Annotated in this window: 13 protein-coding genes and 2 pseudogenes; 6 read left to right on the top strand and 9 right to left on the bottom strand. The window is 60.3% G+C overall.

Annotated elements, in window-relative coordinates:
• Positions 1-89: 89 nt before the first annotated feature.
• The 3 genes from RHM68_RS16330 to hemB all read left to right on the top strand — a co-directional run bounded on the left by RHM68_RS16330 (position 90) and on the right by hemB (position 2,779).
• Positions 90-788, top strand: a complete 699-nt coding sequence (locus RHM68_RS16330; protein ID WP_322216586.1) for a glutathione S-transferase family protein — start codon at positions 90-92, stop codon at positions 786-788.
• Between the two features lie 23 nt (positions 789-811).
• Entirely contained in the window at positions 812-1,654 is an 843-nt protein-coding gene (locus tag RHM68_RS16325; RefSeq protein WP_322216584.1) for a PhzF family phenazine biosynthesis protein, read from the top strand.
• A 150-nt stretch (positions 1,655-1,804) separates the two neighbouring features.
• Positions 1,805-2,779, top strand: coding sequence for a porphobilinogen synthase (hemB, locus tag RHM68_RS16320; protein ID WP_322216581.1), 975 nt, complete (start codon positions 1,805-1,807; stop codon positions 2,777-2,779).
• 58 nt (positions 2,780-2,837) lie between these two features.
• On the opposite strand, the gene RHM68_RS16315 is transcribed toward hemB, so the two are convergent.
• Both RHM68_RS16315 and RHM68_RS16310 read right to left on the bottom strand, forming a co-directional pair.
• Positions 2,838-4,373, bottom strand: a complete 1,536-nt coding sequence (locus tag RHM68_RS16315) for an FAD-dependent oxidoreductase (protein ID WP_322216579.1) — start codon at positions 4,371-4,373, stop codon at positions 2,838-2,840.
• Positions 4,374-4,497: 124 nt separating this feature from the next.
• On the bottom strand, positions 4,498-6,699 hold the full coding sequence (locus tag RHM68_RS16310; protein WP_322216576.1) for a TonB-dependent siderophore receptor: 2,202 nt from the start codon (positions 6,697-6,699) through the stop codon (positions 4,498-4,500).
• Positions 6,700-6,956: 257 nt separating this feature from the next.
• Between RHM68_RS16310 and RHM68_RS16305 the strand changes: the two are divergent.
• The 3 genes and pseudogenes from RHM68_RS16305 to RHM68_RS16295 all read left to right on the top strand — a co-directional run.
• A pseudogene (locus RHM68_RS16305) lies at positions 6,957-7,172 on the top strand (DUF1615 domain-containing protein); the annotation flags it as partial.
• Positions 7,173-7,315: 143 nt separating this feature from the next.
• Positions 7,316-8,464: a colicin E3/pyocin S6 family cytotoxin gene (locus tag RHM68_RS16300; RefSeq protein WP_322216574.1), complete on the top strand. Its 1,149-nt coding sequence runs from the start codon at positions 7,316-7,318 to the stop codon at positions 8,462-8,464.
• A 13-nt stretch (positions 8,465-8,477) separates the two neighbouring features.
• On the top strand, positions 8,478-8,717 hold the full coding sequence (locus RHM68_RS16295) for a pyocin S6 family toxin immunity protein (protein ID WP_322216572.1): 240 nt from the start codon (positions 8,478-8,480) through the stop codon (positions 8,715-8,717).
• 106 nt (positions 8,718-8,823) lie between these two features.
• Here RHM68_RS16295 and RHM68_RS16290 read toward each other — a convergent pair.
• From RHM68_RS16290 to RHM68_RS16260, 7 genes and pseudogenes are all read right to left on the bottom strand, one after another.
• A pseudogene (locus tag RHM68_RS16290) lies at positions 8,824-9,128 on the bottom strand (AAA family ATPase); the annotation flags it as partial.
• Entirely contained in the window at positions 9,124-9,273 is a 150-nt protein-coding gene (locus tag RHM68_RS16285) for a hypothetical protein (protein ID WP_322223955.1), read from the bottom strand. The pseudogene RHM68_RS16290 and the gene RHM68_RS16285, both read right to left, overlap by 5 nt.
• Before the next feature lie 127 nt (positions 9,274-9,400).
• On the bottom strand, positions 9,401-11,017 hold the full coding sequence (locus RHM68_RS16280; RefSeq protein WP_322216570.1) for an ABC transporter ATP-binding protein: 1,617 nt from the start codon (positions 11,015-11,017) through the stop codon (positions 9,401-9,403).
• Between the two features lie 54 nt (positions 11,018-11,071).
• Positions 11,072-12,094: an ABC transporter permease gene (locus tag RHM68_RS16275; protein WP_322216567.1), complete on the bottom strand. Its 1,023-nt coding sequence runs from the start codon at positions 12,092-12,094 to the stop codon at positions 11,072-11,074.
• Complete coding sequence (locus RHM68_RS16270; protein ID WP_322216565.1) at positions 12,094-13,158, bottom strand: microcin C ABC transporter permease YejB; 1,065 nt, start codon at positions 13,156-13,158, stop codon at positions 12,094-12,096. Before RHM68_RS16270 ends, RHM68_RS16275 begins: the two co-directional genes overlap by 1 nt.
• Before the next feature lies 1 nt (position 13,159).
• Positions 13,160-15,031: an extracellular solute-binding protein gene (locus RHM68_RS16265; RefSeq protein WP_322216564.1), complete on the bottom strand. Its 1,872-nt coding sequence runs from the start codon at positions 15,029-15,031 to the stop codon at positions 13,160-13,162.
• Between the two features lie 111 nt (positions 15,032-15,142).
• On the bottom strand, positions 15,143-17,875 hold the full coding sequence (locus RHM68_RS16260) for a TonB-dependent receptor (RefSeq protein ID WP_322216562.1): 2,733 nt from the start codon (positions 17,873-17,875) through the stop codon (positions 15,143-15,145).
• Positions 17,876-17,878 lie beyond the last annotated feature (3 nt).

Below are 17,878 nucleotides of genomic sequence, written 5' to 3'. Positions count from 1 at the left end.
GTGACGCACCCGATGGGCTTTGGAAAAGGTCGCAGCCCGCACCTGCTGCACACTATGATCGGCGCTCCAAGGTTTGCATTGAGACTCTGATGACCGATTTGTCCGCGTTTTCCGTCACCCACAAATGGCCGGCCCAGTACCCGGAGTGGGTGCAGCTCTACTCCTTGCCGACCCCTAATGGCGTCAAGGTGTCGATCATGCTCGAGGAGATCGGTTTGCCTTACGAGCCGCACCGTGTGGGCTTTGACACTCAGGACCAGCTTTCTCCCGAGTTCCTTTCTCTGAACCCCAACAACAAAATCCCGGCGATCCTCGACCCTCATGGGCCGGGTGATCAACCGTTGGCGCTGTTCGAGTCCGGGGCGATTCTGATCTACCTCGCCGACAAGAGCGGGCAACTGCTGGCCCAGGAATCGGCGTCACGTTACGAGACCCTTCAGTGGCTGATGTTTCAGATGGGGGGCATAGGGCCGATGTTCGGCCAGCTGGGTTTTTTCAACAAGTTCGCCGGCAAGGACTACGAGGACAAGCGGCCCCGTGATCGCTACGTGGAGGAAAGTAAACGCTTGTTAAAGGTTCTTGATGGACAACTGCAAGGGCGCGACTGGATTATGGGCGAGCGTTACACCATTGCCGACATCGCTACGTTCCCGTGGGTGCGCAATCTGATCGGCTTCTATGAGGCCGGCGATCTGGTGGGCATTCAGAACTTCCCCAATGTCACGCGGGTTCTGGCGCGATTCCTCGCACGGCCGGCGGTGATCCGCGGGCTCGACATCCCCAAATAGCACTTTAAAGACCAAGGCAGGCCATGCACTCATTTAATTTCAAGCAGATAGACGTTTTCAGTCGCACCCCGCTCAAGGGCAACCCGCTGGCGGTGGTGATTGGCGCCGATGAGCTGAATGACGAGCGCATGGCGGCCTTCGCGGCCTGGACCAACCTTAGCGAAACCACGTTTTTGCTTCAGCCCCGAGACCCTCGGGCCGATTATCGTGTACGAATTTTCACTACCTTGAACGAGGTGCCGTTCGCCGGTCATCCGACTCTCGGCTCGTGCCATGCCTGGCTTGAGGCGGGCGGTGTGCCCAAGGGGGAGGAGATCATTCAGGAGTGCGGGGTGGGGCTGGTGCGGATCCGTCGTCAAGGGGCCGAGTTGGCTTTCCTCGCGCCGCCCTTATTGCGGACCGGGCCGGTAGACGCCGATGTGCTGGAGCGTGTGCGGCTTGGGCTTGGCCTGGCTGAAGGGCTCATCGTCAGGTCGCAGTGGGTCGATAACGGCATAGGCTGGCTGGCGGTGATGGTCGAGGATCGGCAGCAGGTGCTGAACCTGCAACCGGATTATTCGCTCATGCGCGGCCTGGAGGTGGGTGTCATCGCCCCGTGGTGCCCCGAGCGCGATGGCGATGATGCACAGTTTGAAGTGCGCGCGTTCATCTCCGGTGAAGGCATGCCGGAAGACCCGGCCACCGGCAGCCTGAACGCCGGGATTGCCCGATGGTTGCTCGCTGAAGGCTTGGCCCCGGCGTCCTATGTAGTTAGTCAGGGCTTGACCATGGGCCGTGCCGGGCGGATTCAAGTGGAGCAGGTCGGTGATGAAATCTGGGTCGGCGGCTCGGCGGTGACCTGCATCAATGGGACGCTGACGCTGTAGTCAGCCCTGTGCGGTGCGCCCACACGGGCCGGGATTGTTGCCGGGTCAGTAACGGTTTTTTCCACGCCTGAGGTTTGTGCCTTGCACCACACAGGGCATAAGCTTCGTCCCCTACGACTTTCATCTCGTTTTGGTTTTTCAGGAAGGCCCATGTCCAGTCAGTTCCCCGAAGCACGTCCACGCCGTCTGCGCCGCAATGCGAGCCTGCGCAGCCTGTTCCAGGAAACCGAGTTCAGCTTGAACGACCTGGTGCTGCCGATTTTCGTCGAGGAAGAAATCGACGATTTCGTACCGATTAAAAGCATGCCCGGCGTGATGCGTATTCCAGAGTCGAAACTGGCGGGTGAAATCGAGCGTTATGCGCGTGCCGGGATCAAGTCAGTGATGACGTTCGGTGTGTCTCATCACCTGGATGCCAGCGGCAGCGATACCTGGAGCGACAACGGTCTGGTATCGCGGATGTCGCGCATTGCCAAGGACGCGGTGCCGGACATGATTGTGATGTCCGACACGTGTTTCTGCGAATACACCGACCATGGTCACTGCGGTGTGATGCATCACCATGAAGTCGATAACGACCAGACCTTGATCAACCTCGGCAAACAAGCCGTTGCTGCGGCTCACGCCGGTGCCGATGTGATCGCTCCATCGGCGGCGATGGACGGCCAGGTCCAGGCGATTCGTAGGGCGCTGGATGCAGCCGGTTTCACCCAGACCGCGATCATGGCTTATTCGACCAAATTCGCCTCCGCACTCTACGGCCCATTCCGCGAAGCCGGCGGCAGTGCGCTCAAAGGCGACCGCAAAAGCTATCAAATGAACCCGATGAACCGCCGCGAAGCGATACGTGAATCGCTGCTGGACGAACAGGAAGGCGCTGACGCGTTGATGGTCAAACCCGCTGGCGCCTACTTGGACATCATTCGTGATATCCGCGAAGTATCGCGCTTGCCATTGTCGGCGTATCAGGTCAGTGGCGAGTACGCGATGATCAAGTTTGCCGCCCAGGCCGGAGCGATCGATGAAGACCGCGTCGTGCGTGAAAGCCTTGGCGCGATTAAGCGTGCAGGGGCGGACTTGATCTTCACCTATTTCGCGATGGACCTGGCCCTGGCCGGGATCTGACACGCACTGCAAGGCCCCGTGTGTGAGCCAGTTCGCTCGCACACGGGGGAGAGTGGGTTCATTGCGAATCAAAAAACAGCCGAATCCCGTGATCCCGCAAGTACCGCTCGATCACCTTGGGGTCGGCACTGTTGTCGGCAATCGCGACATAGGTATCGGGCCGCAACAGGTAAAAGCCGTTGCGCGCCAACCCGGCCTTTTCAAAGGCTGGCCGCCAGTCGAAGACCTGTAACGGCAGATGATGCTCGATGCACCAGGCGATCATTTCGTCGCTGGTGTCGCCGTACACGTGTACTTGCCAGGTCGGGTTTTTCAGCGAATCGAAATTATCCCCCTCGCCGTCGTGTGCCCAGGGCAGCCGGTCACCGCCGTGGACGAGGCCGCCAACGCCCTCGCTCAATGGCATGCCACGGTAGTTGAGGGTGATCTGCGACACCGTGCGAAACAGCAATTCCCGGGCCGGGGCGAAGGACGCCAGTTTCGGCATGGCAAACGGTGCGAGCCGGGTGCGCAGTAGGTCGGCGATTCGCCCCTCGGCGGTGACGAAGCTGAACACTCGGTCGGTGGTGGACACCAGGCGTCGGGCGAAGGCGATGCGTTCGATTTCGTAGCTGTCGAGTAGTTTGGCGGTTGCGCCGCCGCTCAGCACGGCGGCAAGTTTCCAGGCGAGGTTGATCGCGTCGCCAATGCCGGTGTTCATGCCTTGCCCGCCCGCAGGGCTGTGGACGTGGGCGGCGTCGCCGAGCAAGAACGCGCGTCCGCTGCGAAAGAATTCCGCCACCCGGTGATGCACCCGGTAGGTCGAAAACCAGTTCACCTGTTCGACCTTTACCTTCATGTGTTCGATAGCGCGGTGGCTGACGTCTTCAAAACGCAGGGTTTCAGTGTGTTCGGCATGTTCGTCGCGCACGGTGCCGATTAACCGGGCATGACCTGGGTGGGTCAACGGAAATACCGCGAGAAAATCCGCCTCATCGAGGTCCACGTGCAATTCACCGTTGAGCGCCGGGCCGCTAGCCTGGATATCGGTGACGTAGAAAATGTGTTGGTAGGTGCCACCTGGAAAAGCGCTGTCCAGGGTCTTGCGCACCACTGATCGGGTGCCGTCGCAACCGGCAATGTAGCAAGCCTGGCAGGTTTCCTCGCGGCCATCGGGCAGGCGCAACTGAGCACTGATGCCGTCACCGGTTTCCTTGAAATGTTCAAGTGTGGTGCCGCGTTCCACCGTGATGCCGAAGGTTTCAAGGCGTTCGATCAGCAGCCGTTCGTGCTCATCCTGAGGAAATATTTTCATGAACGCATAAGGCGTCAGGCCTTCACCGATGGCGTCCAGGGGCACGCGCGTCACGGCTTCGCCGTTGACCCAGAGGTTAGCGGCTGCCACCCGGTGACCCTGCTGCACGATGGTGTCGCTCAGGTCCAGTTGTTGATACAGCTCAAGGGTTCGCGCCTGAATCGCCAGTGCGCGCGACGTGGTGCCGGGTGCCTGGGTTTTGTCGATGAGGCGCACCCGTATCCCGAGTTTGCTCAGCCACAGCGCCAGTACCAGCCCGGTCGGGCCGGCGCCGATAATCAGTACGTCACTACGATTCATGGTTCGGCTCTCCGGGGCGTCTGGACCCAGTATGGTTCACTCCGGGCGCACAGGCCTGCGGACAGCCCAATGGAAAAAGGCCCCGCAGCTGAAGCTGCGAGGCCTTTTCATTGTGCGGCGGTGATTAGAAATCGATCGTGCCAGACAACTTTGCCACCCGTGGTTCGCCTTGCGTCAAGTAACCCCCGAGGGCCGATTCCCAGTATTTCTCGTTGCTCAGGTTGTCGACGCCCAGACGCAGGGTCACGTCTTTTTGCGAGACCTTGAAAGCGTAGCGGGCACCGGCATCGAAGCGGTTCCAGGTGGGCAGGCTCAGGTTGTTCGCCGCGTCGGCGTATTGGCCGCCGGTGCGCAGCATCCGTCCGGTCAGTGCGACGCCTTGCAGCCCCGGCACGTCCCAATCCACACCAGCGTTGAACTGGAAGCTCGGTACGCCAATCGCCCGGTTACCGTCGTTGGCGGCGTTCTGGGTGTTCTTCAGTTCGGTATTCATCAGGGTCAGGCCGCTGATCAGGCGCAGGCCGCTGACCGGTTCGCCGAAGACGTTGAGTTCCACGCCTTTGTTGACCTGTTCACCCTCACGCACATAGACCGCCGTGGTGTTGCTGGTGATCAGCGGGTAGCCATCGCTTGGCTGTTCGATGCGGTACACCCCGAGGCTTGCGCCGTAGGTGCCCATGTCGACTTTTACACCCGCTTCGATTTGCTTGGAGCGGGCCGGGGCGTAGACCTCGTTGCCGTTGGTCACCACGCGACCGCCAGCCGATGTCGGCGAGGTTGGACCTTGCGCCAGGCCTTCGATGCGGTTGGCGTAGAGCGACACGTGTTGCCACGGTTTGAAGACGATGCCGTACACCGGCGTGGTGATCGATTCGTCATAGGCGCTGGTGCGCGTGCCATCGCCGTAGCTGTAGCCCTGAATCACCATCTGTTGACGACGCAAGCCGACGGTCAGCAACAGACGATCGTCCATCAAACCCAGGGTGTCGGACACGGCAGCGCTGCGCACGAAGGTTTTGCCGACGATGCCTGGGTCGCTCAGGTCGCCGCCGGAGAAGCCACCCTCTGGCGCCGGCACATTGGCCGGGCGGTAGAGGTTGTTGGCGTAGGGGGTGAGGTCGAAATCGTAGGCGCTGCGTTGTTCGGTCCAGATTCCGGCCAGGCCGACGTTCAGCTTGTGACTGACCGAGCCGGTCTGGAAGTGCCCGTTGAGACCGGTCATGGCGCTGGTGTTGTCTTCATTGTGAGGAATGAAGGAGCCAGTGGTGGTGGCGTTGCCGAGGTTGTCGGTCAGGGTGGTGGAGCTGTAGCGACCGACTTCACGGGTATGCTTGGCGCCCCCTGCCGCGTAGGCGGTCCAGTTGTCGTTCAGGTCATATTCGGCGCGCAGCATGCCGAAAGTGTCTTCGATGTCGGTGTAACCCCACTTCGGCGCATAGTTGGTGTCGGCCGACGGCGCGTCCGGAACTTGGGTGGCGCTGCCGAGGAACACCGAGTTGCGTCCACCATTGATGCGCTGCTTCTGGTAGGCGAAGTCGCCGGAGATGCGCAGGGCGTCACCGCGATAATCGAGGCCGAGGGCAAATAGTTTTGAGCGCTGGTTTTCGTCGTCGATACCGGTATCGCCCTCGCGCTGGGCCAGGTTGAGCCGTGCGCCGAAGCGGTTGTCCTCGCCGAAACGCTGGCCAATGTCCAAGTGCTCGCCGACCCGACCGTCACTGCTGATGTCGCTGGTGAAACGACGCAGCGGCACGTCGTCGGCGCGTTTCGGTTGCAGGTTTACGCCGCCGCCGATGCCGGAGCCGGTCGGGGTGACGCCGTTGATGAAGGCGTTCGGGCCCTTGAAGACTTCCACGCGTTCGAGCGCGTCGGTGGAAATAATCTGCCGTGGCAGCACGCCGTAGAGGCCGTTATAGGAAATATCGTCGCCATTGAGCGCTAGACCGCGGATCACGAAGACCTGAGCCTGGTTGGCGTAGCCGGTGGCTTGGCGCACTGAGGCATCGTTTAGCAGTACATCGCCGACGGTTTCGGCTTGCTGGTCCTGGATCAATTTGGCGGTGTAGGAGGCGACGCTGAACGGCACGTCCATCGTCTCTTGATTGCCCAAAACGCCGAGTTGGCCTCCGCGAGCCACTTGACCACCGGCATAGGCCGGGGCGAGGCCCGATGCCGTTGGCGCCTGTGCGTTGACGTTTACGTCGTCCAGCACCCATGTTTTACCTTCACTTTCGGGGGCGGCAGCATGGGCGGTGAAGGACAGTGAGCAAAACAAGGCGAGGAGCGTCGGACGAAAAGGAACGCCGAGTCGAGCTGGAGTGGGCATGTTCAATCCTGGCGGCGTGCCGCCGATGAGAAAAAGGAAAGATGACGGCGCGGGGAACTCCTTGCGCAAATGCGACTCCAGGTACGAATGGTAGTGTTTCTCAGTAACGTCCTGCAATCATTTTGTCATCACCGCGGAATTGAGCCATGGCCAATCGTGGGCGCAGAGAAGGGAACAGCCACCGATGACCACAGTCATAGCCTGCAACTTGCATTAGTCGTAGGGTTGGCCTGGCTAAACGGATTTCATGGAGCAACATGTCGCCCTATCGATTGATCATGAGCATCGTCGGCTTGCTGGCCTTGGCCGGTTGCGGCACTCAGCGCGCCCACGAGGCAGCGGCCCGTCCAGCAGCCGAAGTCACCGCGCAAATCGTGCAGTTGCTGCCCGCCAAAACCATCGACCGCTCCGGTTGGGCCAGCGACATCTACGCCGCTTTTGCCGCGCAGAACATCCCCACGACCCCGCAATCAACAGGGCAAGGTCAAGACCTTTGCGATCACTTTTGCTCATGGCGTCCTCATTGAATTACGCGCTATTCGACCAAACGCACAGGTCTGGCTTCACTTGCTCTCTGGCCGGTAGACTCCTTGTCTGAAATCAGGATGAGAATGAAATGGCTGAAGGGAACTGGGCAGGACACCACTGCAAGGTGTGTTACGAGCAAGCGATGAAAGAAAAGGCGCGTTTAGACGCGTTATTGCGTGCAAAACGGAACCGGCAGTTGGTCGAGCCATCACCCCGGCCAGAGCCCCCAGCTCCAGTAAAAAAAGTTCCCTCGCCCCTGCTCAACGGCTGCGTTTTCGCCAAATCGTGTGCGTTGCCAGATGGGATTATCAACCACAGCAACGCGAACGGGTTTGTGCCGGTGGAGTCGCTCAGCCAGTATGGCGCGTATGCGGTGCTGGGTATGGGGACGGCGGTCTCTAATGCCGGGGCGGCGCTGGAGTGGATTGGCGGTTCTGGGAGCGCCATCGAGTTGGCAAAGCGCTTGGGGGGCAGCTTGTCTACGTTGGCCCCGCCGAATGTGAAAATCATCATTGGCATGGTGCTGCCTAACACGACCTCACCCGACAGCGCGTTCTACACGTCCGAGCAATACGCCCAGCTCAGCGAAGGAAATACGCGGGTGCGAGTAAACGTTAAACACCTCCCGGATGGTTCCGTGAGCGTATATGGGTTCTATACCGGGACAAAACGCGAATGGCAGCGTGTTCCTGTTATCGCCGCGCAGGCGCGTGGTGCGCAACTGGTTGCGGACATGGGGGGCGGTATCGAGGTCATCTGGACGCCCGCCGCCGATCCCAACAAAGTGTTGGGCATTCCTGCGCTCGAGGGCGCCTCGTTAAAGCCTGCGGTGTGGGTGTATCCACCGGGCGAGAAGGCCGACCAGATCCTGATTAACCCGGTGCATCCGCCCGATTACCAGGACGCGATAATCTGGTTCCCGAGCCAGCCCCAGGTTGCGCCGATCTACCTGTCAATCAACGTCAGGGGTGGCGGGGATATTAAGTACCACAAGCCCCCCAAAGAGCTTTCTGCTTTTCCAGACGCTAAACCGGCAAAAGATAAAAGCTCTATCCAAGGAGGCGGTGGTAAGCGGCGACGTTGGAAAGACAGCAAAGGGCGCATCTACGAATGGGACAGCCAGCACGGGAAAGTTGAAATTTATAGCCCGCAAGGAACCATCCACCTTGGCGAGTTTGACCCCGAAACAGGTGAACAAACCAAACCCGCCAAACCGGGAAGAACAACCCCGAAATAAGAGAGATATCATCATGTTTTTATGGATTAGCGGTTTTTTGCCAGGCGATAACGAAGATGACTCGCTGAAGTACGAGCTAGATGTAGCTCATGAGTTTGAACAAAGAGTGTTGGATGTTCTGGGGTGGTCTGATCTAGGTAGCAGCCCTGATGGTGACTGGCTACTTGATGCTGTACAGGTACAGCAGATTGCGAGCATTGTTGGTGAGTCTCTACCAGAGGACTTAGATTTATTCATCGGTGTAACCGCTTAATTATGAGTGGATGCGGGATAGGGCGAGTGCTATCGGTAGCGGTTTGCAATCGAAAACGGCCATGCTCGCAATACCCCACAATACGTCCTGATAGCTGACCGTTATGTTAAATCGGCAACCCTGCGGCCAGCATCTTGTCCCGCAGTTCGGTAGCCCGTGTCGGATCGAGCATATTGCTCAACAACGCTTTGATCTCAGTGGAGCTGGCGGCGAACTGCTCCACCAAGTCTTTCATACAGTATCCATGGCGCGTCAGCGTCGGTTCCAGATCACCCAGTTGACGCGACAGCACCGACTCAAGCAGCTCCGGCGAGACAGGTTTTTCGCCAGTCAGGTATCCGGCCTCCAGGGACAGGCTCAGATGCAGTTGAATCTGTAGAGGAGGCGCAACTTGGGGGCCAACAGATCAATAGGTAATCTCGCCGATGGCGGTGGTCTGCATCGCAACCTTGTGCCCAGCCGGGACTTTGACACTGTCCGGCAAGTCGCTCTGTGCGTAGGCAAAAGGGGCGGCGGCGAACACGCCGGCAAGGCAAATCAGCTGTTTAGCGTTCATCAATAGCTCTCCGTCAATGAGTAACCTGCGTCGCAGCCTCAGGGGCTGCTACAGGTACTACCCACCGCAGAGGGGTTTGGATGCAGCGACCTGAAAAAAATTCAGGACCACCCCAAAGCCCACTGCGTTAGGTGATGGGCATTGCCTGCGGCTTCACTGCACCTGGCCGCTTCAGACTCGAGGCCGCGAGCAGCTCTTGGGTGTAGGGATGCTGCGGCGCTGAAAAAATCTCCCGCGATGAGCCTTGCTCCACCACCTTGCCGTCCTTGATCACGATCAGATCATGGGCCAGCGCCTGCACCACGGCCAAATCGTGGCTGATAAACAGATACGTCAGGCCATGGCGGATTTGTAACTCGCGCAACAACGCCACCACCTGTTTTTGTACCGTGCGATCCAGCGCCGAGGTTGGTTCGTCCAGCAGAATCAATGCCGGCTCCAGCACCAGTGCGCGGGCGATGGAAATGCGCTGGCGCTGGCCACCGGAAAACTCGTGCGGATAGCGATGGCGACTTTGTGGGTCGAGGCCCACTTCCTTCAGCACTCGAATTACCGCCGCCTCACGCTCCGCTGCCGTACCAATGCCGTGTGTCAACAACCCTTCGGCGATGATCTGCTCCACCGACATGCGCGGGCTTAGACTGCCGAACGGGTCCTGAAACACCACCTGCATTTGCCGGCGCAAGGGCCGCATCAGGCGTTGGCTGAGAATGCTCAATTCTTTGTTGCCGAAGCGGATGCCACCCTCGGATTCAACCAGCCGCAGAATCGCCTGACCCAGCGTGGACTTGCCCGAGCCAGACTCGCCGACGATGCCTAGGGTTTTGCCGCGATGCAGGCTCAAACTGACACCGTCCACCGCTTTGATGTAGTCCTGATGACGGCTGAACAGCGCTTTGGGCAGGGGGAACCAGACCTTGAGGTTGTCCACTTCCAGTAAGTTGTGATCGTACTGACTGGGCACGGGCGCGCCCGTCGGCTCGGCTTCGATCAGCAAGCGACTGTAGGGATGCTGAGGCGCCCGAAACAGCGTCTCGCAATCGGCTTGCTCGACAATCTCGCCCTCGCGCATGACACACACTCGCTGCGCAATACGACGCACCAGATTGAGGTCGTGACTGATCAAGAGCAGCGACATGCCAAGGCGTTGTTGCAACTCAATCAGCAACTCCAGAATCTTCTGTTGCACCGTCACGTCCAGCGCGGTGGTCGGCTCATCGGCGATCAACAGCTCCGGCTCATTGGCCAGCGCCATCGCGATCATCACCCGTTGCCGCTGGCCGCCCGACAACTGATGCGGGTAGGCCTTGAGCCGTTTGTGCGGTTCGCGAATGCCGACCAATTCCAGCAGCTCCATGGTGCGCGCCTGAGCGGCACGGCCCTTCAAACCCTTGTGGATTTCCAAGACTTCGCTGACTTGTTTTTCCACTGTGTGCAGCGGGTTCAGCGAGGTCATCGGCTCCTGGAAAATCATCGCGATCCGGTTGCCGCGCAAACCGCGCATTTGCTGTTCACTGGCGTACACCAGGTCCACGCCGTTGTAGCGAATAGTGCCTTCGGTGGCGACGGTTTTACCCGGCAGCAACCGCAGGATCGAGTGTGCCGTCACCGACTTGCCCGAGCCCGACTCACCGACCAGCGCCAGGCACTCACCACGCCGGATATCCAGGTCCAGCCCATGCACCACTTCCTGGCCACCGAAGGCGACACGCAGGTTACGAATTTCGATCAGGTTGTCGTTCATTTCAGTTCCTGGGAGCAAACTCGAGGGATCAAGATCGTGGATCAAGATCGTGGATCAAGATCGGGGATCAAACGCATCGCGGCAGGCCTCGCCGATAAACACCAACAACGAAAGGATCAGCGCCAGCGCGAAAAACGCCGTCAGTCCCAGCCACGGTGCTTGCAGATTGCGCTTGGCCTGGCCGATCAACTCACCCAGCGACGCCGTGCCGGCCGGCATGCCGAACCCGAGAAAATCCAGCGCGGTAAGGGTGGCGATGGCGCCGGTCAAAATGAACGGCAGGTAGGTCAGGGTCGAGGTCATGGCGTTGGGCAGGATGTGCCGGCGCATCAGTTCGCTGTCGGTCAGGCCCAGGGCCCGTGCGGCTTTCACGTACTCCAGATTGCGCCCCCGGAGGAATTCGGCACGCACCACGTCCACCAGCGCCAGCCATGAAAACAGCGCCATGATCCCCAGCAACCACCAGAAACTCGGTGAGACAAACCCCGACAAGATGATCAGCAAATACAACACTGGCAGCCCCGACCAGATCTCCAGCAAGCGCTGCCCGATCAGGTCAACCCAGCCACCGTAATACCCCTGCAACGCCCCGGCCCCGATGCCGATCACGGCGCTGATCGCGGTTAGCAGCAAGGCAAACAGAATCGAAATACGCGTGCCAAAAATTACCCTGGCCAATACGTCTCGCGCCTGGTCATCGGTGCCCAGCCAGTTGCTCGCCGAGGGTGGGCTCGGGGCCGGTTCTGTCAGATCGTAATTGACCGTGTCATAGCTGAACGGGATCGGTGGAAACAGCATCCAGCCACCCTGGCCTTCAATCAGGTTATGCACGTAGGCGCTGGCGTAGTCCGGTTGGAACGGCAACTCACCGCCGAAGGTGATTTCGTCATAGTCCTCAATGATCGGGAAGTACCAGGCACCGTGGTAATGCACGATCAGCGGCTTGTCATTGGCGATCAGCTCGCCGCCCAGGCACATCAGGCACAGCCCGATGAATAGCCACAACGACCAGCGCCCGCGCCGATTGGCTTTGAAGTGCGCGATACGGCGTTTACCCAAAGGCGAGAATGTGAACATCAGGCAGTCCTCGCCGAGAAGTCGATGCGCGGGTCGAGCAGGGTGTAGCAGAGGTCGCCAATCAGCTTGATCAGCAGCCCGAACAGGGTGAACAGGAACAGCGCACCGAACACCACCGGGTAGTCGCGTGATACGGCGGCTTCGTAGCTCATGCGCCCGAGGCCATCGAGGTTAAAGATGGTTTCGATCAGCAGCGAACCGGCGAAAAATACCTCGATCAACGCCTGGGGAATCCCGGCCACCACCAGCAGCATCGCGTTGCGAAACACATGGCCGTAGAGCACTCGGCGTTCGGTTAAGCCCTTGGCGCGGGCGGTGATGACGTACTGGCGGCTAATCTCGTTGAGAAAGCTGTTTTTGGTCAGGATGGTCAGCGTGGCAAAACCGCCGATCACCAGCGCGGACACCGGGAGTACCAGGTGCCAGAGGTAATCACCGACCTTGCCCAGCGGGCTCAAAGTGTCGAAGTTGTCCGAAACCAAACCTTGCACCGGGAACCAGTTGACGTAGCTGCCGCCGGCAAACACCACGATCAGCAGAATCGCAAACAGAAACGCTGGCATCGCGTAGCCGATGATGATCGCGGTGCTGGTCCAGACATCGAAGGCGCTGCCGTTGCGGATCGCTTTGCGCACCCCCAGCGGGATCGAAATCAAGTAGGTGATCAACGTCGCCCAGAGCCCGAGTGAAATCGACACCGGGAGCTTTTGCACAATCAGGTCGGTGACTTTTGCGCCGCGAAAGAAGCTGTCACCCAGGTCCAGTTGCGCGTAGTTCTTGAGCATCAGCCACAGCCGCTCGTGCAGCGGTTTGTCGAATCCGTAGTGGTGTTTGATCTCCTCGATCAGTGCCGGATCGAGGCCGCGGCTACTGCGCCCGGCGCCACCGACGGCCGAGACTTCGCCGCCGCCGCCCATGGCGTTGCCGCCAAAGCCTTGCAGGCGGGCGATGGCCTGTTCCACCGGACCGCCCGGCGCGGCCTGCACAATCAGAAAGTTGACCACCAGAATGCACAGCAAGGTCGGGATGATCAGCAACACGCGTCGACTCAGATAGCGCCACATATCACTGCACCCCCGCGAGTTTGCGCAGGGCGCTCATCTGCTGGTTGTCCAACGGCTTGGCGGCGACTTCCCACCACGTGTTCAGGCCTTCGTCATACGCCGGTTGGGTCGCGGGCATGCCGAAGCGATTCTGGTACACCGTCGGTGTGCCTTTGGAGTAGTAGTTGGGAATCATGTAGTAACCCCATTGCAGCACCCGATCGAGGGCGCGGGCGTAATGCACCATTTCGTCGCGGGAGTTGGACTGGACCAGGCCATCGATCAGCCGATCCACCGCCGGATTGGCCAGCACCATCGAGTTGGAACTGCCGACTTGCGTGGCGCTTTGCGAGGCGTAGAGGCTGTAAAGCTCGCGACCGGGGGAAACAATCGGGTCGCCGCTGCGTGGAAAACTGGTGACGATCATGTCGTAGTCCCGGGCGTTGAGGCGGTTGACGTATTGCGCCGAATCGATCCGCCGCAGGTCGAGGGTGATGCCGATCTGCGCCAGGGTTCGCTTGAACGGCAGCAACATGCGGTCGAAACCGCCCTGGCCGTCGAGGAAGGTGAATGCCATCGGCTTGCCGGCGGCGTTGACCAGGTGATTGTTTTTTGGCGTCCAACCGGCCTCAGCCAGCAGCTTCAACGCTTGCAGTTGCTTGTCACGGATATAGCCGCTGCCATCGGTTTTCGGCGCCTGATAAACCTGCGTGAAAACCTCATCCGGGATTTGCCCGCGCAGCGGTTCGAGGATTTCCAGTTCACGCGCGTCCGGCAGTTCGCTGGCGGCCATTTCGCTTTTCGGCCAGTAGCTGTTCTGGCGCACGTAGAAGCCGCGCATCATCTGCTTGTTGGTCCATTCGAAATCCCACAGCAGGGTCAGGGCCTGACGTACACGGCGGTCCTGGAAGAGCGGGTTTTGCAGGTTGAAAACGAAACCCTGGGCCGCCGTTGGTTTGGCCGGGGCGAGGATTGACTGCTGCAAACGACCATCACGTAGCGCCGGGCTGTCGTAACCGACCACGTAGCCGGACGAGGAGAACTCGCGGTTGTAGTCGAACGCACCGGCCTGTAACAGTTGGCGGGCGACGTCGGTGTCGCCATAGAAGTTCACCGTCAGGCTGTCGAAGTTGTACATGCCACGGCTGACGGGCAGGTCCTTGCCCCACCAGTTCGGGTCGCGGGCAAAACTGATGCTGCGCCCGGCATCGACCTTGCTGACGGTGTACGGGCCGCTCCCCAGCGGTGGCTCGAAACCGCCGCCATTGGCGAAGTCGCGGGTTTTCCACCAGTGCTCGGGCAGCACACGCATCGTCGCCAGATCCAGTGCGAGGGTGCGGTTGAGGTTGTTCTTAAAGTTGAAGCGAACCTGATTCGGTCCTTCGATCAGCACGTCCTGGACGTCGGCGTATTGCTGGCGGTAGCTCAGGCTGCCCTTGGTCATCAGCAGCTCGAAGGTGTAGCGCACGTCCTCAGCGGTGATAGGCGTGCCGTCGGCGAAGCGGGCGGCGGGGTTGAGGGTGAAGCGTACCCATAAGCCGTCGGCGTCGCGTTCCATTTGCTGGGCAACCAGGCCATAAACTGTGTAGGGCTCATCCAGTGAGCGAAAGGCCAAGGGTGCGTACACCCAGTCGTTGACCTGCACCACCGAAATCCCTTGGTCGGCATACGGCGTGATGTAGTTGTACTGGCCGATCTCCATGGACGCGCGGCTGAGCGATCCGCCCTTGGGCGCCTTGGCATCAACGAAGTCGAAATGCTGGAAATTGGCCGGGTACTTTGGCGCCTCGCCATACACCGTCATCGCGTAGCTGCCGGCGGCCATTACAGACGCGCCGTTGCAGAGCAGGGCGCCGCCGAGCAGCAGACCCGCCACGTTGCGCATGAATGTCATGAAGTCGTTCCTCTAAACCCGAAAAGCCCACAGTGGCCGGCGTGCCACCGTGGGGTGCGAATTCGCAATGAGGTCGGGGAAGGCCGGAGTATTGCGATCCCCGACCGTGACTCAGAAGTGGTACGTCATGCGTGCGAACAAGGTGCGGCCCAGTGGGTCGGCGTAGCGCGGGTCATAACCGCTCTGGAAGTTGTAGGCCTGGTTGGAGAAGGGTGGGTCGCGGTCGAACATGTTTTTCAGTCCGGCATCCACGTCCAGGACCTTGTCGAAGGTATAGCCGGCAGACAGGTCCCACACCGAGTACGAAGCAACACGAGGGTTGGTGGTGCGGTCGTAATCGTTGTAGCCGGTGGTGAAGCGGTTGGTCAGCGACGCCCGCGCGGCGCCCAGGGTCCAGGTGCCGCTCAGGTTGTGTTTCCAGCGAGCGATCACGCCATCACCCTCGAAGTCCCCGACCTTGTCGGTGTACGGGCCCTTGATGGTGCTCTGGAAGTCGTATCGATCGACATAGGTGCCTTGCAGCCCCAAGCCAAACTGGCCATACGGAGTGTTCGGGAACCGATAGTCGAGGGACACGTCCACGCCGTTGGTCTTGACGATCCCCAGGTTGGCGTTGCCGGTCACGATGTAGTTCAGCGTGCCGTCGGCATTGCGCACGAAGCGATCAGCATAAGTGCCGGACTGATCAAATACGGTGGATTCCGGGAACGGCTGGATTTGGTTGGAGATGTGAATCCACCAGAAATCCAAGCCTACCGACAGGTCGCGAATCGGCTGATAGACGAAGCCCAATGTCACGTTGCGCGCCTTCTCGGGGGCCAGTTTCTCGTTGCCGCCGATCTGGCTGAGGAACTGCTGACCACAGTCGCGCCCGCCGTTGCCCCCCGGTTGCACTACGCCGCCGGTACACAGCACCGGGTCGTTGTAGTAACCCAGGGTGTAGGTCAGGCTGCGCGGCGAATACAGCTCATACAGTGACGGCGCACGGAAACCCTCGCTGTAGGCACCGCGCACCACCAGCTCTTTGAGCGGCTGGTAACGGAACGAATATTTGGGGTTGGTGGTGCTGCCAAAGTCGCTGTATTTGTCGTGACGCACGGCGGCGGACAATTCGAGGCTGTCGAGCACCGGGACGTTGATTTCCGCGTAGGCAGCTTTCACGCTCCGGTCGCCCTCGACGCTGCCGGCCGGGTCGACGCCCAAGCTCTGGATATCACCCGCAAATTGTTCGTAATCCTGGTGGAATTTCTCTTTGCGGTACTCGCCGCCCAACGCCAGTCCTGAAGGGCCAGCACCAAACCAGTCGCCGATTTCACGGCTGATGCGCCCGTCAAACCCGGCCACTCGTCCAACGGCGGTGGAGTACGCGCCGTGGTAGGCCGCGTTATCGATGTAGGTTTGCCCGGCGCTGGTTTGCGGGCCGAACGGATTGAGCAAGCCACTGGCCAAGCCTGCGGTCATGGCCGAGTCGCTGACATAACCACTGGTAACGCTGGAAACGATTTTGTTCTGGTTATACGAGGCGCCGACGTTGTAATCCCAGCCGCTGACCAGACCATCGAAGCTCAATACGAACCGTTGACTGGTGTTCTGGTCCTTGGATTGCCGTGGGCCGGCCGCTGTTTCGCGCCAGTTAACGCCGATTGGTTGCGTCGGGTCCAGGGCGAAACTGGTCGGTGCCGCCGTGATGCCATTGCCAGGGAAGTAGGGCGAGGAGGCGTCCAACGTCTGGCCGGTCAGCGGAGCCGGGCCCACGGTGGTGGCGTTGTCGTTGCGTGACCAGAAGTATTCGAGGTTGACGTTGTGATCGTCTGCCAGTTTGCCGGTGGTCTTGCCGAAGAATGACGTCTTCTCGGTTTGCGGCACCAGGTCGATGAACTGCCGTGTGCTGAAGCGGCATACGCCGTCCCGACCGACCAGGTTCGGTGCGTTGCAGTTGCTGTTGGACAGCGGGTTGGTGGCGTTGCCATTCTGACTGTAGTTGGCGGGGAACGCGGTGCCGGAGGTCTGGTCGAGGCCTCGGCCGGGGACGAAATCGGTTGCGAACGAACGGTCGTTGGCTTCCAGGTTCTGCTGCTTGTTGTAGTTGAACACGCCGAGGACGTTGAAACGGTCCTGCTCCACGTCGCCGTAACCCCAACTGGCGCTCATGTCCTTGGTCGCACCGCCGCCGCTATGGGTCGGGGTCTCGCCGCCAAGGGTCAACTGGCCGTCCGTCATGGCTTTCTTGGTGATGAAGTTGATCACGCCGCCGATCGCATCGGTGCCGTAGAGGGCCGATGCGCCGTCGCGCAGGACTTCGACGCGGTCGATGGCCGCGAACGGAATCATGTTCAAGTCGACGGCGCCGCCGGCCGAGTTAGTCCCGGACAGGGCGTTGTTGGCCAGGCGCCGGCCGTTGAGGAGCACCAGTGTCTTGTTCGCGCCGATGCCGCGCATGTCGGCAAACGAGGCGCCGCCGGTGGCCGAGCCCACGGAGCCGGCGCTGTTGTTGATCGACTGGCTACCGGTAATGCGCTGCACCAGCTCAGCGGTAGTGCTCACGCCCTGTTTGCGCAGTTCGTCGGCCTTGAGAATGGTAATCGGCACCGCCGTTTCCGCATCGACCCGACGAATCGCCGAGCCCGTCACTTCAACCCGTTGCAGCTGCGTGGTGGCTGGTGCGACCACCGCCGCACTGGCGGCCGGTACGACGTTGCTGCTGTCGCCCTCGGCGCCCGTTTCCGCGGCCTGCAACGACCCGGCGCTCATCCCCATGGCAACCAGGTACAACGGAACAAAACGGTGACGTTGAATCGTCGCCACCAACGGCTTGAGCGTGAAACGTGGAATGTTCATCAGCATGGT

Origin of the sequence: Pseudomonas sp. DC1.2, assembly GCF_034351645.1 — a bacterium.
In the GTDB taxonomy this organism is placed as follows: domain Bacteria; phylum Pseudomonadota; class Gammaproteobacteria; order Pseudomonadales; family Pseudomonadaceae; genus Aquipseudomonas.
The sequence above is the reverse complement of the archived record's forward strand: the minus strand, read 5'-3'. Positions and strand labels throughout refer to the sequence as shown.

Excerpts from the sequence above, each read along its gene's own strand:
- RHM68_RS16265 (WP_322216564.1), bottom strand. The coding sequence starts at position 15,031 with ATGACATTCATGCGCAACGTGGCGGGTCTGCTGCTCGGCGGCGCCCTG.
- RHM68_RS16270 (WP_322216565.1), bottom strand. The coding sequence starts at position 13,158 with ATGTGGCGCTATCTGAGTCGACGCGTGTTGCTGATCATCCCGACCTTG.
- RHM68_RS16295 (WP_322216572.1), top strand. The coding sequence starts at position 8,478 with ATGTTTTTATGGATTAGCGGTTTTTTGCCAGGCGATAACGAAGATGAC.
- RHM68_RS16280 (WP_322216570.1), bottom strand. The coding sequence starts at position 11,017 with ATGAACGACAACCTGATCGAAATTCGTAACCTGCGTGTCGCCTTCGGT.
- hemB (WP_322216581.1), top strand. The coding sequence starts at position 1,805 with ATGTCCAGTCAGTTCCCCGAAGCACGTCCACGCCGTCTGCGCCGCAAT.
- RHM68_RS16330 (WP_322216586.1), top strand. The coding sequence starts at position 90 with ATGACCGATTTGTCCGCGTTTTCCGTCACCCACAAATGGCCGGCCCAG.
- RHM68_RS16275 (WP_322216567.1), bottom strand. The coding sequence starts at position 12,094 with ATGTTCACATTCTCGCCTTTGGGTAAACGCCGTATCGCGCACTTCAAA.
- RHM68_RS16260 (WP_322216562.1), bottom strand. The coding sequence starts at position 17,875 with ATGCTGATGAACATTCCACGTTTCACGCTCAAGCCGTTGGTGGCGACG.
- RHM68_RS16310 (WP_322216576.1), bottom strand. The coding sequence starts at position 6,699 with ATGCCCACTCCAGCTCGACTCGGCGTTCCTTTTCGTCCGACGCTCCTC.
- RHM68_RS16325 (WP_322216584.1), top strand. The coding sequence starts at position 812 with ATGCACTCATTTAATTTCAAGCAGATAGACGTTTTCAGTCGCACCCCG.
- RHM68_RS16285 (WP_322223955.1), bottom strand. The coding sequence starts at position 9,273 with ATGAACGCTAAACAGCTGATTTGCCTTGCCGGCGTGTTCGCCGCCGCC.
- RHM68_RS16315 (WP_322216579.1), bottom strand. The coding sequence starts at position 4,373 with ATGAATCGTAGTGACGTACTGATTATCGGCGCCGGCCCGACCGGGCTG.
- RHM68_RS16300 (WP_322216574.1), top strand. The coding sequence starts at position 7,316 with ATGGCTGAAGGGAACTGGGCAGGACACCACTGCAAGGTGTGTTACGAG.